The organism is Micromonospora sp. NPDC005367 (genome assembly GCF_040606825.1).
In the GTDB taxonomy this organism is placed as follows: domain Bacteria; phylum Actinomycetota; class Actinomycetes; order Mycobacteriales; family Micromonosporaceae; genus Micromonospora.
Genome location: NZ_JBEXFP010000007.1, coordinates 32,614 through 48,566, shown reverse-complemented (window position 1 = coordinate 48,566; position 15,953 = coordinate 32,614). Strand labels below are relative to the sequence as shown.

The window sequence follows — 15,953 nt, the reverse complement described above, 5'->3', positions numbered from 1 at the left end:
ATGAGCGACATTCCTCCCCAGCGTGGACGAGCCCACGGCGTGCCCCGCGACGTGTTGGGGCCGGTCGCCCCCGCGCCGGGCGAGCCGGCCTTCGACGACGACCACCCACCCCGGCGGGACCTGGTCGACGACTGCGTGCACTGCGGCTTCTGCCTGCCCACCTGTCCCACCTATGTGTTGTGGGGCGAGGAGATGGACTCGCCGCGTGGACGGATCCACCTGATGAAGCAGGGACTCGAGGGTGAGCCGCTCACCCCGTCGATGGTCGCCCACGTCGACCGCTGCCTGGGCTGCATGGCCTGTGTCACCGCCTGCCCGTCCGGGGTGCGGTACGACCGGCTCATCGAGGACACCCGGCAGCAGGTGGAGCGGCGGCATCGCCGGCCCCGCCGGGAGCGGGCGCTGCGCGCCGCCGTCTTCGCGCTCTTCCCCTACCCGCGGCGGCTGCGCCTGCTGCGTGGCCCGTTGCGGGCGTACCAGGCCAGTGGCCTGCGGCGGCTCGTGCGCCGCACCGGTCTGCTGCCGCGCTTGGCTCCGCCGCTCGCCGCCCTGGACTCGCTGGCGCCGCGGATCGGGCCGGCCGGTGACATCCCGGCGCGGGTGCCGGCGCGGGGGCGGCGGCGGGCGACGGTCGGCATGCTGACCGGTTGCGTGCAGCACGCCTTCTTCCCGGAGGTGAACGCGGCCACCGCCCGGGTCCTCGCCGCCGAGGGCTGCGACGTGCTGATCCTCCCCGACCGGCAGGGTTGCTGCGGCGCGCTCAGCGTCCACAACGGCCGGCGCGCCGAGGCGCGGTGTTTCGCCCGGGCACTGGTCGACGCCTTCGACTCCAAGGGAATCGACTACTTCGTGGTCAACGCGGCCGGCTGCGGTTCCGCCCTCAAGGAGTACGGCGACCTGTTGGCCGACGACCCGGCGTACGCGAGGCGGGCCGCGGCGTTCGCCGGCACGGTGCGTGACCTGTCGGAGCTGCTCGTGGAGCTGGGACCGGTGGCGCCGCGCCACCCGCTGCCGGTGACGGTCGCCTACCACGACGCCTGCCACCTGGCCCACGCTCAGGGCGTGCGGACACAGCCGCGCGAGCTGCTGCGCGCCGTGCCGGGTCTCGAGCTGCGCGAGATGGCCGACCCAGAGATCTGCTGCGGATCGGCCGGGGTGTGGAACGTGCTCAACCCGGAGCCCGCCGAGCGGCTGGGCGACCGCAAGGCCCGCGACGTGCTCGCCACCGGCGCTGATCTGCTCGTCACCGCGAACCCCGGCTGTCTCATGCAGATCGCCGCGGGCGTGCGGCGCCTCGGCGGTAGCCTCGCCGTCGCCCACACCATCCAGGTCCTGGACGCCTCCATCCGCGCCCGACCGATCGGCGACCTGTTGGGCTGAACCAGGCCGCGTCAACGTGGACCGCGCGGCACGCCGGCCGCGCCCGTTGAAGGTCTATGCGGCGCTGCTGTCGAAGGTTTGGAAAACGACTGACGGCCAGGCCCCTTGCCATCGCTTCCACCGATTGGCAAGGGGCCCTTGTCGACACCGCGACCGGCGTGGATCAGAACGCGACGAGCGGATCACCGAGGAAATCGGCGATGAAGTTGATGAAGAAGAACCCGAAGAAGATCACATTAATGAGCAGCAATGCGTAATGCCAGATCCGGGGGCGCGCGGCGCGCGGCAGTCGGCGGTTCAGATAGATCAGCATGAACGGGAAGATCAGCGCCCCGAGATTGGACATGTTCGCCGACCACTGCACCAGACTGACCGGCAGCGCCAGGTGCAGGACGACCGCGATGATCACCAGCAGCAGGAGCATGAACGGGTAGTAGAACCGGCGCGGATCACCCTCGATCAGGCGCCGCAGCCGCGGGCTGGTCGCATGGGCGGCGTCCGTGGTCACCCGTACCATGCCCTCGAAGATGCCGAGCTGCGTGCTGAACAGGATCAGTACGCCGATCACCAGCATGAAGTAGAACATTCCGCGGCCGTACTCCGGTTCGAGCGCGCTGGCGACGAACGTGGGCACGGTCGCCGTCGTGGGCGCCTCGCCGGAGAGCTGCACCGCCTGGGCCATCAGGATGGTGGGCAGCAGCATGCCCAGCATGGCGCCCACGAAGAAGATGCCCCACATGTCGGTGAGCAGCAGCCGGTACCACCGCTTCCAGCGGGCCGCGTTTGCCGGGTCGTCGGGGAAGGTGACACCGCTGGCGAGCAGTTCACGCCGGTCGCCCCGCAGCCCGGAGATGTAGCCGGTGCGGTAGCCCATGCCGTAGCCCTTGTCGCGGTAGTGGCCCATCACGTACCAGTTCAGACCTGAGGCCAGTGCGGTGAAACCGGCGAGCCCGCCGAGCTGCGTGGCGGTGATGCCGGCCGGTGGCGCGGCGGGGGTGACGAACCCGCGGATGCCCTCCCACCACAGGGTGCCGGGCACGACGAGCAGCGCGATGAAGAGCAGCGCCACCAGGATGCTCCCCACCAGCACCCAGTTGGCCAGCTCGAGCGTCCGGCTGATGCGCCGGGCCGCCGCGGTCATCAGGAACACCAGCACGAGCAGGGCGATCGCCCACAGCCGGGGCTCCTCGGCCCCGGCCGGCGGCACCGCGCCGTGGACCAGCGCGTACAGCCCCTGGCCGGCGGACGCGGCCCAACCTCCGGCGATGAACGCGAAGATGACCAGGAACACGCCCACGGGCACCCAGAGCAGGTAGCCGGGCGGCACCCGGCCCCAGCCGACGACCGGCGCCTCGCCGGTGGCCATCACGTACCGGGACGACTCGATGTTGTAGAAGGTCTGGAGTACGGCCGAGATGAGGATCACCCAGCCGACTCCGACGAAACCGAATTGCCCTACCGCCTGCGGGCCGAGCAGCCATTCGCCGCTGCCGATCGAGATGCCGAGCGCGATCAGGCTCGGGCCCAGCGCGTACTTGAACAACTGCGGAAGGCCGAGCTTGCGTACGCCGAACACCTCCTCCGGCTCGGGTAGGTCGGCGACGGCGAGCGGAGGACGGCTCTTACCCAGCGGATAGGAGCGGACGTCCGGGGCCTCAGTCACTTCGGTCATGACGAACCTCCTTATGGAAGGGCCCCCTGACCATCAATCGTCATGCCTGATTAATGCATTGGCAATAACCATTCGATGAGGTGATGTGGACTAGCGGTCGACCGTCCCGACCGGAGCCATCACCCGCAGCGCGTTCGCGGCCAGCCCGATCCGGATCGGCGTACGGCCGTGCAACTCGCCGTCGACCTCCACCACCGCGGGCCGGTCGGTGTCCACCCACAGCTCCCCGACGGCGAGGAACGGCTCCTCGTGCAGGGTGCGCCGGTGGCCGGTCGTGGCGTTGCGAACGGCGTCGCGCAGCAGCCCGCGACGGCTCGGTCCGCCGACCGGGTACGCGACCAGCAGCCGGTCGTCGGCGTCGGCGTCGGCGGTGATCGGCCGTCCGGCGTGGAACCCGCCGTTGGCCACGTACAACTGGCGGGTGACGTACGTGTGCTCCCCACCCCCGGCCCGGATGGTGGCCCGCAGCGGCCGGTGCCGGGTGAGCAGAGCCAGCGCCGTCAGCGGATACGCCACCCGTCCGGTGAGCCGCTTCAGGTGGGGCGGGGTGCTGAGCATGATGTCGGCGGAGAGTCCGATGCCGACGTGGTTGGTGAACGGGGTACCACCGGCGAGACCGAGGTCGACGTCGACCACCGTCCCGTCGACGAGCACGTCGACGGCCTGGTCGAGGCGGAGCGGGATACCGACCGTCCGGGCGAAGTTGTTGGTGGTGCCCAGCGGCAACAACCCGAGCGCCATGTCGCGGTGGGCGAGCAGGCGCGCGGCCGCGCTGAGGGTGCCGTCGCCGCCGCCGGCGATGAGCAGGTCCGGCCGGAGGTCCGCGACCCCGGCGAGGATCGACTCGAGCCGGTCGACCTGTTCCACCGGGTGATTCGCGATCAGGTCGAAGCCGGCCGCCGCGAGCAGACCGCAGGCCCGTTCGTACTGGTGGCGACCTCGGCGGGAGTGGGCGTTGACGACCAGTGCCGCCCGGCGGTCGCGCCGGATGGCCTCGCCCAGCTCCTGTTTCGTCCGCATCAGGCCCCGACCTTATCCGCAGTGGACCGTCGCCGCCGGGCAAAGCACCGGCATCGAGCACGCCTGACCGCCGTACCCGCGCGGGTCCTGGCCGGGTCCTCGGTCGACGACTCCCGCATGGCCGGGCCGCGGTGCGAGGGCGGTTCAGCCTCGTCGTTCCCGCCATGATCGCCGGTCGCCGACCGTACGCTGCCGGGGGAGGTGTGCGGATGGCGCGGACGCAGCGGGTGGCCGTACTCGGACTGGGCGGCATGGGTCGGCTGATGGCCGCTCGGATACTCCACGCCGGCCTGCCCACCGTGGTCTGGAACCGTAGCCCGGAACCGGCCCGGCGGCTGGGTGAGCAGGGCGCGGAGGTCGCCGAGAGCCCGTCGGAGGCGGTGCGCGAGGCGGACATCGTGATCACGATGGTCACCGACGCGGACGCCGTGCTCTCCGTCGCCACCGACCAGGGCATGCTCGCGGCGCTGCCGGACGGCGCGATCTGGGCGCAGATGAGCACCATCGGGGTCGCGGGCATCGAACGGGTCGCCGCGCTGGTGGCCGAGCGGCGTCCCGGGGTCGTCCTGCTGGACGCGCCGGTGTCCGGCAGCCGGGGCCCGGCCGAGCAGGGGAAGCTGGCGGTGCTCGCCTCCGGCCCCGAGGACGTCCGGGACCGGATCGCGCCGATCTTCGAGGCGGTGGGGCAGCGTACCGTCTGGGCCGGGCCGGTCGGCGCCGGTTCGCGGCTGAAGCTGGTCGTCAACCTGCTGCTCGCCTTCGTCAACGAGGGCATCGCCGAGTCGCTCGCGCTCGGCCGGGCGCTCGGGCTGGACCGGCCCGCGATGCTCGACGCGCTCCGCGGCAGCCCCATCGTCGCCCCGTGGGCCGCGGAGAAGCTGGAGCGGATCGGCCGGGACGACTACGCACCGCAGTACCCGCTCCGGCTCGCGCTCAAGGACGTACGGCTCGCGTTGGACGGCGTGGCCGACGCGGCTCGCTTCACCGTGGCCGAGCGCCTCGTTGTGGAGTGGCAACAGCTGGTGGACCGAGGCCTCGGCGACGAGGACCTCACCGTGGTCACCCGCGCCCTCGAAGGCTGAGCCAGCCGCAGCAGCCTCTGCGTCGCCCCGCTTGGTCGAGGTATTCGAACCGATTTCAGGCGGTAGGTCAGATCCGTAGGGTTAAGGTGATTTTGCGCAGGTTCCAAGCGGCCCGTTGTCCCTGGCCCTACCCGCAGCACCCGCGGCGCGGGCCACCGCAACCGTCAGACGCGGTGGACGAGCGTCGCAGCACGACCCACGCCGACGGCCACCCCGTCGGCCGGTGCCCCAGACGGTGTCGCCGCGGAGTCGCGTGCCCGGACGGAGAGATGATGTCCCTGCTTGACGATGTCAACGAGCCCGCAGACCTCGACCGGCTCACCGGCGACCAGCTCCGGCTGCTCGCGACCGAGATCCGGACGTTCCTCGTGGACGCGGTCTGCCGGCGGGGCGGTCACCTCGGACCCAACCTCGGAGTGGTCGAGCTGACCCTCGCCCTGCACCGGGTCTTCCGCTCCCCGCACGACCGGATCATCTTCGACACCGGCCACCAGGCGTACGTCCACAAGCTGCTCACCGGCAGGCGGGACCGCTTCGCCGCGCTACGCGGTCGCGGCGGCCTCTCCGGCTACCCCCGGCGCGCCGAATCGCCGCACGACCTGGTGGAGAACTCGCACGCCTCGACCGCACTCTCGTACTCCGAAGGACTCGCCCGCGCCTACGCCCTCGACCGGACGGACCGCGCGGTGGTGGCGGTCATCGGTGACGGCGCCCTCACCGGCGGACTCGCCTGGGAGGCGCTGAACAACCTCGCCACGTCACCGGGGCGCGTGGTGGTCGTGCTCAACGACAACGGCCGCTCCTACGCCCCGACCGTGGGTGGCCTCGCCGACCACCTCGCCGGGCGGCACGGTGGCGACGCCGGGCCGGGGCTGTTCGAGGCGCTCGGCCTGGCCTACCTCGGCCCGATCGACGGCCACGACGTGCACCAGGTCGAGGCTGCCCTGCACAAGGCCCGGGCCACCGACCGGTCCGTCGTGGTCCACTGCGTCACCCAGAAGGGGTACGGGCACCAGCCCAGCGAGACCGATGAGGCCGACCGGCTGCACGCCGTCGGTGTGGTCGACCCGCTCACCGGCCGGCCGGCGAGTGCCCCGAACCGAACCTGGACCGACGCCCTCTCCGACGAACTCGTGGCCATCGGCGAGGGCCGCCCCGACCTCGTGGCGGTCTCCGCGGCGATGCTCGGCCCCACCGGGCTGGCCGCCTTCGGCGAGCGCTACCCCGACCGGACCGTCGACGTCGGCATCGCCGAGCAGCACGCCGTCACCTCGGCCGCCGGACTCGCCTTCGGCGGGAAGCACCCCGTCGTGGCGGTCTACGCCACCTTCCTCAACCGGGCCGTCGATCAGGTCCTGCTCGACGTGGCCCTGCACCGCCTGCCGGTCACCCTGGTGCTGGACCGGGCCGGCATCACCGGCCCGGACGGGCCCAGCCACCACGGCATGTGGGACCTCGCACTGCTCGGCGCCGTACCGGGCCTGCGGGTTGCCGCGCCCCGGGACGAGGCGACGCTCCGCGAGGAGTTGCGCGAGGCGGTCGCCCACGAGGACGGACCGACGGTGCTGCGTTTCCCCAAGGCCGGCGTCGGCGACGAGATCCCCACGCTCTACCGCAACGGCGGAGTCGACGTGCTGCGTACCGCGACCGCCGCGCCGGTCCTGCTGGTCGCCGTCGGGGCCATGGCCGCGCCCACGCTGCGCGCCGCCGACCTGCTCGCCGAGGCGGGTGTCGAGTGCACGGTGGTGGACCCCCGCTGGGTCCGCCCGGTGAATCCGGCGCTGACCGCCCTCGCCGACGACCACGCGCTGGTCGTCACCGTCGAGGACGGCGTACGGGACGGTGGTATCGGCAGCGCCCTCGCGCTGGCCCTCGCCGACGCGGCCGTCGACGCCCCGGTGCGGGCGCTCGGCCTGCCGACGTCGTTCATCCCGCACGGCGAGCGGGCCGGTCTGCTCGCCGAGCACGGCCTGGACCCGCCCGGCATCTGCGCCGCGGTCCTGCACCAGGTCTCGACCCTTCCCGCCGGCCTCGACAGGCGGGTGCGGGACCGGGCGCAGGCACCACTGACCGCGCTGCACGGATGACGCGCCACCGCCCGACCCCCGCGCCAGAGGAAGGAGACCAGGGATGAGCCAGCAGATCGTCGTGCCCGCAGTGCAACGGCTCGCCCAGGCCCGGACGGAGGAGAACTTCCCGGTCGCGCTGCGGGTGCTGCCGGACCGGTACCGCCGCCACCTGCTCGCCGTCTACGGGTACGCCCGCCACATCGACGACCTCGGAGACGAGCCGCAGGCGCCTGGCGTGGACCGGACGGCCGAACTGGACCGCATCGAGGCCGAGCTGCGCGCCCTGGCCGCCGGCCGCGCGGTCAGCCACCCGGTGGTACGCGCCCTCGCGCCCACCATCACCGGGTGCCGGCTGCCCATCGAGGTGCTGATCCGGCTCATCGAGGCGAACCGGGTCGACCAGCGGGTCACCCGCTACGCGACGTTCGCGCAGCTCGTGCAGTACTGCACCCTCTCCGCGAACCCCGTCGGCGAGCTGGTGCTGCACGTGTTCGGGCAGGTCGGTCCGGCCCGGCGGGAACTGTCCGACCGGATCTGCACCGCCCTGCAGATCGTCGAGCACCTCCAGGACGTCGCCGAGGACCACCGGCGCGGCCGCATCTACCTGCCGGGGGAGGACATGGACAGGTTCGGTGTCACCGAGGACGAGCTGGCCCGGCCGGTCGCGAGCCGGGCACTGCGCGAGCTGATCGCCTTCGAGGCGGAGCGGGCCCGCGCCTGGCTCGACGCCGGCGCCCCGCTCGTGTCCGCGTTGCACGGCTGGGCGCGCCTCGCCGTCGGCGGCTACGTGGCCGGGGGACGGGCCACCCTCGACGCGCTCGCCGCGGCCGACCACGACCCACTGCGTGACGCCGTGCGTCCCCATCGCCGGCGGGTGCTGCGCCGCTGGCTGGCTGCCACCATACGGAGCGCCGGATGACCGCGACGACTCCCGCCGTCGAGGCCGCCTACCGCCACTGCGAGGACATCACCCGCAGCCAGGCAGCCAACTTCGCGTACGGCATCCGGCTGCTGCCCACGGCGAAGCGCCGCGCCCTGTCCGCCATCTACGCCATCGCCCGGCGCATCGACGACATCGGCGACGGCGACCTGCCGCGCGACGAGAAGCTCTTCCAGCTGGCGGAGACCCGCGCCCTCCTGCGCCGGCTGCCCACGGACCGTGGCGGCGATCCGGTGCTCACCGCGCTCGGGCACGCCGCCACCCGCATGCCGATCCCCCTCGCCGCCTTCGACGAGCTGATCGACGGGTGTGTGGCCGACGTCGTCGGCCGCCGGTACGACACGTTCGACGGCCTGGTCTGGTACTGCCGTTGCGTGGCCGGCTCGATCGGCCGGCTCTCCCTCGGCGTGTTCGGTGCCGCCGACCCCGGACCGGCCGCCCCGCTGGCCGACGCGCTCGGCGTGGCCCTGCAGTTGACCAACATCCTGCGCGACCTGGTCGAGGACCGCGTCGACGGGCGGATCTACCTGCCCACCGAGGACCTGCAACGGTTCGGCTGCACCCTGGAGCTCGGCGGTTCCGGGTTCACCGACCCGCCCGAGCGGCTGACGGAGCTGGTGCGTTTCGAGGCGGCCCGGGCCGCCCAGTGGTACGAGGACGGCCTGCGGCTGCTGCCGCTGCTCGACCGGCGCAGCGCCGCCTGCACCGCGGCCATGGCCGGCATCTACCGTCGCCTGCTCGCCCGGATCGCCGCCGACCCGCTCGCGGTCGCCCGTACCCGGGTGTCGCTGCCCGGCCGGGAGAAGGCCTGGGTGGCAGCACGCGCTCTCGTCGGGCGCACCGCATGACCGGGCCGCTCGCGACGCCGCCGGAGAGCGGCGGGGTGTGTGTCGTCGGTGGCGGGCTGGCCGGGATCACCGCGGCGATCCGCCTCGCCGACCTCGGCCTGCCGGTGACGCTGCTGGAGAGCCGCGCCGAACTCGGCGGCGCCACCTACTCGTTCCGTCGCGGCGGCCTGACCGTCGACACCGGGCAGCATGTCTTCCTGCGCTGCTACCACGCCTACCGCGGCCTGCTGGAACGCCTCGGCACCACCGCCGGAACGCAGTTGCAGCGCCGGTTCGAGGTGCCGGTGCTGCTACCAGGGCACGCGCCGCACCTGCTGACCCGGCGCCCGCTGCCCGCCCCGGCCCACCTGCTGCCCGCGCTTGCGGGCTACCGGCTGCTCAACCCCGTCGAGCGGCTCGCCGCCGTGCGGGCCTGTGCGGCGCTGCGCCGCGTCGACCCCGACTCGCCGAGCACCGACGAGCAGAGCTTCGGCGAATGGCTCGCCGCCCACGGCCAGAACCCGCGCCTGGTGCGCCGGCTCTGGGACCTGATCACCGTGGCCGCGCTGAACGTGCCCAGCACGCAGGCATCCCTGGCGCTGGCCGCCCGGGTGTTCCGCACCGGCCTGCTGGAGACCGCCGACGCCGGCGACATCGGCCGGCCCCTGGTGCCGCTCACCGAGTTGCACTCCGTGGCGGCCCGGCGGGTCCTCGAACGACTCGGCGCGCGGGTACGCCTGCGGTCCCGGGTGCGGTGGATCCACCCGGAGCCGACCGGGTTCCGCGTCGGCATGGACGGCGGTGAACTGGCCGCCGAGGGCGTCGTGCTCGCAGTGCCGCACCAGGTCGCGTCCGCGCTGGTTCCGCCGGCCGCGGCACCGGCCGCCGCCGACTGGGCCCGCCTCGGTGCCGCGCCGATCGTCAACGTGCACCTGCGCTACGCCCACCGCGTCACCCGGCTGACCATGGCCGCGGCCGTGGAGTCACCGGCACAGTGGATCTTCGACCGGTCGGCCCCGGACGCCGGCACGGAACAGCACCTCGTGGTCTCGCTCTCGGCCGCCGACGCCGAGATCGACCGCCCCGCCGCCGAGCTGGTGGCAACCCAGCGCGATGCGCTCGCCGAGCTCCTCCCCGCCGCGCGGCGCACCCCGGTACTCGACGCGTTCGTCACCCGGGAACCGCGAGCCACCTTCCGGCAGAACCCCGGCACCCGCCCGTACCGGCCGGCCGCGGGCACCCGCCTGGCCGGGCTGGTGCTGGCGGGGGCATGGACCGACACCGGATGGCCGGACACGATGGAAGGCGCGGTGCGCAGCGGCGAGGCGGCCGCCGACGTCCTCGCCCGACAGCTCGTGTCCCGTCCTCGACACCACACGGAGGCCGCACGATGACCGTTGTACGCAGCCGCAGTACCGACCAGATCCAGACGTACGTGGAGCCGGCCATCCGGGCTCTGCTCGACCGCCTGGACCCGGGCAGCCGGCTGGTGGCCGGCTACCAGCTCGGCTACTGGGACGCCGACGGGTCGCCCGCGGCCAGCCAGGGCAAGGGGCTGCGTCCGGCGCTGGCGCTGCTGTCCGCGCGGGCCACCGGGGCCGCCGCGCAGGCGGGCGTGCCGGCGGCCGCGGCGGTCGAGCTCGCGCACAACTTCTCGCTGCTGCACGACGACGTGATGGACGGCGACACCGAACGTCGCCACCGGCCCACCGCGTGGACCGTGTTCGGCGTCGGCCCGGCGATCCTCGCCGGGGACGCGCTGATCGGGCTGGCGTACGAGGCGCTCATCGAGGTGGCTGGAGGTGAACCGGCGGCGCGGCGGCTCGCCGAGGACGTACGCGCCCTGATCGCCGGCCAGATGGCCGACCTCAGCTTCGAACGGCGCGACGACGTCGGCCTCGACGAGTGCCTGACGATGGTCGGCGACAAGACGGCGTCCCTGCTGGCCGGGTCGTGCGCGCTCGGGGCGCTGCTCTGCGGCGGCCCACCCGGACTGGTCGACGGGCTGTCCCGGTTCGGGTTCCACCTCGGCCTCGCCTTCCAGCTCGTGGACGACGTGCTCGGTATCTGGGGCGACCCGCGGCGCACCGGCAAGCCGGTCGGTTCGGACCTGCGCGCGCGCAAGCGCAGCGTCCCGGTCGTGCGCGCGCTGACCAGCGGTGACCCCGCCGGGCTGGCCCTCGCCGACCTGTACGGCTCGCCGACGACGCTCACCGACGAGGACGTCGCCCGGGCGACCGGGCTGATCGAGGCGACCGGCGCCCGCGAGTGGACGCGGCAGCGGGCGTGGCAGGAGATCGAGGCGGCCCGGGCCGAACTGGACGCCCTGGAACTGCCGGAGGACGTGCGAGCCGAATTCACCGACGTGGCCGACTTCATCACCGGACGGGACCACTGATGACCGAGTTGCTGTCTGCGAAGACCACCAGCCAGGACGCGAAGCTGCGCGCCGGCCCCGACCCGCTCGACGGCGCGCGGGAGGCGCTGCGCCGAGCGCGGGAACACCTGCTCGGCCTGCAGGACGACGCGGGGTGGTGGAAGGGCGAACTCGCCACCAACGTCACGATGGACGCCGAGGACCTGATGCTGCGGCAGTTCCTCGGCATCCGTACCGCCGAACAGACCGAGGAGACCGCCCGCTGGATCCGCTCCCAGCAACACCCCGACGGGTCCTGGGCGACCTTCCACGGCGGCCCGGGCGACCTGTCCACGACCATCGAGGCGTACGTGGCGCTGCGCCTGGCGGGTGATCCGGTCGAAGCGCAGCACATGTCGGCCGCCGCCGCGTTCGTACGGGCGCACGGCGGGTTGACGGCCAGCCGGGTCTTCACCCGCTTCTGGCTGGCCCTGTTCGGTCACTGGCCGTGGTCGCGGCTGCCGGCCGTCCCGCCCGAGCTGGTGCTGCTGCCGTCGTGGGTGCCGTTCAACGTCTACGACTTCGCCTGCTGGGCACGGCAGACGATCGTTCCGCTGTCCATCGTCCGAGCCCTACGCCCGGTACGTTCGCTCGGCTTCGGCGTCGACGAGCTGCGTACCGCGGCCCCACCGCCGCGGCCGCCCCGGCTCGCTTCCCGCGCCGGGCTGCTGCACCGCCTCGACCGTCTCGCCGGCTCCTACGAGCGGATCGCCCGCGGGCCGGTGCGCCGGCACGCCCTGCGCCGCGCCGCCGAGTGGGTCGTGGCCCGCCAGGAGGCCGACGGCTCGTGGGGTGGCATCCAACCGCCCTGGGTCTACTCGGTGATGGCGTTGCACCTGCTCGGCTATCCGCTGGACCATCCGGTCCTGCGCGCCGGATTGGACGGTCTGGAACGCTTCACGGTCCGCACCCGGAACCCCGACGGGACGGTGCGCTGGCTGGAGGCGTGCCAGTCACCGGTATGGGACACCGCGCTCGCCGTGACGGCGCTCAGCGACGCCGGTCTGCCGGCCGGGCACCCCGCGCTGGAGCGGGCCGGTCGGTGGCTGCTGGACGAGGAGGTGCGGGTACGCGGTGACTGGGCGGTGCGCCGACCGAACACACCACCCGGCGGCTGGGCCTTCGAGTTCGACAACGATGGGTACGCCGACACCGACGACACCGCCGAAGTGATCATGGCGCTGCGGCGTACCGGCGTCCCGGCCGAGGCGGCGGTGCTGCGCGGCACCCGCTGGATGCTCGGCATGCAGTGCCGCGACGGCGGCTGGGCCGCGTTCGACGCCGACAACACCCGGGCCATCCTCGCCGACCTGCCGTTTTGCGACTTCGGCGAGGTCATCGATCCGCCCAGCGCGGACGTCACCGCGCACGTCGTCGAGGCGCTCGTCGCCGAGAACTACGCCGGCACGATCCCGGTACGCCGCGGGGTGCACTGGTTGTTGCGCGCCCAGGAGCCGGACGGGTCCTGGTTCGGCCGCTGGGGCGCCAACCACGTGTACGGCACCGGCGCGGTGGTGCCCGCCCTGGTGGCCGCGAGCGTCCCCCGACGCCACCCGGCGATCCGGCGCGCCGTCGACTGGCTGCTGACCCACCAGAACGCCGACGGCGGCTGGGGCGAGGACCTGCGCTCCTACCGGGATCCGTCGTGGATCGGCCGGGGCGAGTCCACCGCGTCGCAGACGGCCTGGGCGTTGCTGGCGCTGCACGCGGCCGGTCACGGCACGGGCGAGCCGGCCCTGCGGGCGGTGCGCTGGCTGGTCGAGACCCAACGCCCGGACGGCGGCTGGGACGAGCCGCAGTTCACCGGCACCGGCTTCCCCGGCGACTTCTACATCAACTACGGGCTCTACCGGCTGGTCTTCCCGATCAGCGCGCTCGGCCGGATCCTGGACGCCCGCGCCGGCGAGCTCGAGGCAACGGTGACACGGTGATCCGCCCCAGTGTCCCGGACACTCCGGCATGGACGCTCTACGCGCCCATGCGGCCGGAGCTGTCGGCGCTGCGGCGCGGGCTGGGCGAACCCGATCCGCTCGGTCGGCTCACGCTCTGCCGTACCGGCATCGGGCCGCGCCGCGCCCGCTCCGCCGCGGCCCACCGTCCCGCCGGGACCGCCCCGGTCGCGGTGGCCGGCATCGGCGGGGGACTCGCGCCCGGCCTGGCCACCGGCGACGTCGTGGTGGCCGACGTGGTACGCGCCGACCCGCTGGCCCCCGACGCCCCACCCGGCGAGGTGCGGATGCCGGACGCCGACCTGCTCGCCGCCGCGCTGCGTCGCCGCGGACTGCGGGTGCACGTCGGGCCGGTGGTCAGCACCGACCGGATGGTCGACGGCGCGGCCCGGGACCGGCTGGCCGATTCCGGCGCCCTCGTCGCCGACCTGGAGTCGGCGTGGCTGCTCGCCGGCTGCGCCGGCCGCCCGACGGCCTGCGTGCGGGTGGTCGCCGACCCCGCGGCGGGTTCGCTCTACCGCCCGGCGACGTTGCGCCGGGTCCGTGCGGCGCTTCGGGTGCTGCCGGTGGTGGCCGACGCGCTCACCGAGTGGGCCGCGGCGGCCGGCAGCGTGCATCAGCTGCTGCTCGCCTCGCCCCGGTCGTTCTGCGCCGGGGTGGAGCGGGCGATCGCCGTGGTGGAGGAGGCGTTGCGCCGGCACGGCCCACCCGTCTACGTCCGGAAGCAGATCGTGCACAACGCCCGGGTGGTGGCCGACCTGCGGGCACAGGGCGCCGTCTTCGTCGACGAGCTCGACGAGGTCCCCGACGGCGCGCTCACCGTCTTCTCCGCGCACGGCGTGGCGCCCGCCGTGCGGCAGGAGGCCGCCGAACGGCGGCTGCCGGTCATCGACGCGACGTGCCCACTGGTGACCAAGGTGCACGCCGAGGCGCGCCGGTTCGCCGGCCGGGGCGACACCGTGCTGCTGATCGGGCACCGCGGGCACGAGGAGACCGACGGCACCCTGGGGGAGGCGCCCGACCGGATCCGCCTGGTGTCGGACCCGGCCGCCGCCGAGACGGTGCAGGTCGACGATCCGGAACGGGTCTCCTACCTGATCCAGACCACCCTCGCGGTGGACGAGGCGGCGGGCATCCTCGACACGCTGCGGCTGCGCTTCCCGGCGCTGGTCGGCCCGGGTTCGGACGACATCTGCTACGCCACCACGAACCGGCAACGGGCCATCACCGCCGTCGCCGCGCGAGCCGACCTGGTCCTGGTCATCGGCTCGACGAACTCCTCGAACTCCCGCCGGCTGGTGGAGGTCGCCGAACGGGCCGGCGCCCGGGCCCACCTGATCGACGGCGTGAGCGACATCGACCTGCGTTGGCTCTCCGGCGCGCGGACGGTCGGCATCACGGCCGGCGCGTCCGCCCCGCCCGGGCTGGTCGACGAGGTCGTCGCCGCGCTCACCGCGCTCGGCGTCAAGGAGGTGAGCGAACACACCGCAGCCGTGGAGGACGTGGTTTTCACCCTGCCGAAGGAGGTACGCCAGCCATGAGTATGCCGTTGCGTCAGAGTCTGCGTATCGCGCGCTACCTGGCCGGACAGAAGATACGCGGGCGCAAGCATTTCCCGTTGCTGTTGGAACTGGAACCACTGTTCGCCTGCAACCTGAAGTGCGCGGGCTGCGGCAAGATCCAACAGCCGGCGAGCCTGCTCAAGCGCCGGATGCCTGTGGAACAGGCGCTCGCCGCGGTGGAGGAGTGTGGCGCGCCCATGATCTCCATCGCCGGCGGGGAGCCGCTCATGCACCCGGAGATCGACAAGCTGGTCGCCGAACTGGTGCGCCGGAAGAAGTTCGTCTTCCTCTGCACCAACGCGATGCTGCTGCCCAAGCACATCGGCAAGTTCACGCCGTCGCCGTACTTCGCGTTCACCGTGCACATCGACGGCCTGCGCGAACGGCACGACGCGGCGGTCTGCAAGGACGGCGTGTTCGACGTCGCGGTGGAGGCGGTCCGCGACGCCAAGCGGCGCGGTTTCCGGGTCACCACGAACACCACCGTCTTCAACACCGACACACCCCAGACCGTCATCGAGGTGCTCGACTACCTCAACGACGACCTGAAGGTCGACGAGATGATGCTCGCCCCGGCGTACGCGTACGAGAAGGCGCCCGACCAGGAGCACTTCCTGGGCGTCACGGAGACCCGCGAGCTGTTCCGCAAGACGTTCTCCGGTGGCCGCCGCGCCCGCTGGCGGCTCAACCACTCGCCGCTCTTCCTGGACTTCCTGGAGGGGAAGGTCGACTTCCCGTGCACCGCGTGGGCCATCCCGTCGTACTCGCTGCTGGGCTGGCAGCGGCCCTGCTACCTGCTGTCCGACGGGTACACCTCCAGCTACAAGGAGCTGCTGGAGTCGACCGACTGGGACAGTTACGGCAGGGGGCGCGACTCGCGCTGCGCCAACTGCATGGCGCACTGCGGGTACGAGCCGACGGCCGTGCTGGCCACCATGTCCTCGCTGCGCCAGTCGATCCGGGCGGTGCGGTCGACCACCTGATCCGGCCCGCGCCCGGGGGCGTGGCGGGAACCCGCCGGCCCATGGCCGGGCGC

Annotated in this window: 12 protein-coding genes and 1 pseudogene; 11 read left to right on the top strand and 2 right to left on the bottom strand. The window is 73.2% G+C overall.

Annotated features, from left to right (window positions below; all coding sequences use genetic code 11):
• The gene (locus ABZS42_RS07575) at positions 1-1,380 is read left to right on the top strand and encodes a heterodisulfide reductase-related iron-sulfur binding cluster (RefSeq protein ID WP_355143121.1); all 1,380 of its coding nucleotides are present in this window, start codon (positions 1-3) and stop codon (positions 1,378-1,380) included.
• Positions 1,381-1,543: 163 nt separating this feature from the next.
• Here the strand turns inward: ABZS42_RS07575 and ABZS42_RS07570 are convergent, their stop codons facing one another.
• A complete protein-coding gene (locus tag ABZS42_RS07570; protein ID WP_355143120.1) occupies positions 1,544-3,052 on the bottom strand; it encodes an Nramp family divalent metal transporter in 1,509 nt (502 codons plus the stop codon).
• A gap of 90 nt (positions 3,053-3,142) precedes the next feature.
• The gene (locus tag ABZS42_RS07565; protein WP_355143119.1) at positions 3,143-4,072 is read right to left on the bottom strand and encodes a diacylglycerol kinase family protein; all 930 of its coding nucleotides are present in this window, start codon (positions 4,070-4,072) and stop codon (positions 3,143-3,145) included.
• 209 nt (positions 4,073-4,281) lie between these two features.
• On the opposite strand from ABZS42_RS07565, the gene ABZS42_RS07560 reads away from it, so the two are divergent.
• The 10 genes and pseudogenes from ABZS42_RS07560 to hpnH all read left to right on the top strand — a co-directional run bounded on the left by ABZS42_RS07560 (position 4,282) and on the right by hpnH (position 15,900).
• Positions 4,282-5,154: an NAD(P)-dependent oxidoreductase gene (locus ABZS42_RS07560; RefSeq protein ID WP_355143118.1), complete on the top strand. Its 873-nt coding sequence runs from the start codon at positions 4,282-4,284 to the stop codon at positions 5,152-5,154.
• Between the two features lie 272 nt (positions 5,155-5,426).
• A complete protein-coding gene (locus tag ABZS42_RS07555) occupies positions 5,427-7,241 on the top strand; it encodes a 1-deoxy-D-xylulose-5-phosphate synthase (RefSeq protein ID WP_355143117.1) in 1,815 nt (604 codons plus the stop codon).
• Between the two features lie 43 nt (positions 7,242-7,284).
• Positions 7,285-8,142 (top strand): squalene synthase HpnC, encoded by an 858-nt coding sequence (gene hpnC, locus ABZS42_RS07550; protein WP_355143116.1) that lies wholly within the window; start codon positions 7,285-7,287, stop codon positions 8,140-8,142.
• Entirely contained in the window at positions 8,139-9,011 is an 873-nt protein-coding gene (gene hpnD, locus ABZS42_RS07545; RefSeq protein WP_355143115.1) for a presqualene diphosphate synthase HpnD, read from the top strand. Before hpnC ends, hpnD begins: the two co-directional genes overlap by 4 nt.
• On the top strand, positions 9,008-10,384 hold the full coding sequence (gene hpnE, locus ABZS42_RS07540; RefSeq protein WP_355143114.1) for a hydroxysqualene dehydroxylase HpnE: 1,377 nt from the start codon (positions 9,008-9,010) through the stop codon (positions 10,382-10,384). The genes hpnD and hpnE overlap by 4 nt, the downstream gene beginning before the upstream one ends.
• Positions 10,381-11,388, top strand: a complete 1,008-nt coding sequence (locus ABZS42_RS07535; RefSeq protein ID WP_355143113.1) for a polyprenyl synthetase family protein — start codon at positions 10,381-10,383, stop codon at positions 11,386-11,388. Before hpnE ends, ABZS42_RS07535 begins: the two co-directional genes overlap by 4 nt.
• Complete coding sequence (gene shc, locus ABZS42_RS07530) at positions 11,388-13,337, top strand: squalene--hopene cyclase (protein ID WP_355143112.1); 1,950 nt, start codon at positions 11,388-11,390, stop codon at positions 13,335-13,337. The genes ABZS42_RS07535 and shc overlap by 1 nt, the downstream gene beginning before the upstream one ends.
• Before the next feature lie 47 nt (positions 13,338-13,384).
• A pseudogene (locus tag ABZS42_RS07525) lies at positions 13,385-13,834 on the top strand (hypothetical protein); the annotation flags it as partial.
• A 90-nt stretch (positions 13,835-13,924) separates the two neighbouring features.
• Positions 13,925-14,896: a 4-hydroxy-3-methylbut-2-enyl diphosphate reductase gene (ispH, locus tag ABZS42_RS07520; protein ID WP_355143222.1), complete on the top strand. Its 972-nt coding sequence runs from the start codon at positions 13,925-13,927 to the stop codon at positions 14,894-14,896.
• Positions 14,893-15,900, top strand: a complete 1,008-nt coding sequence (gene hpnH / locus ABZS42_RS07515) for an adenosyl-hopene transferase HpnH (protein ID WP_355143111.1) — start codon at positions 14,893-14,895, stop codon at positions 15,898-15,900. Before ispH ends, hpnH begins: the two co-directional genes overlap by 4 nt.
• The last annotated feature ends 53 nt before the right edge of the window (positions 15,901-15,953 follow it).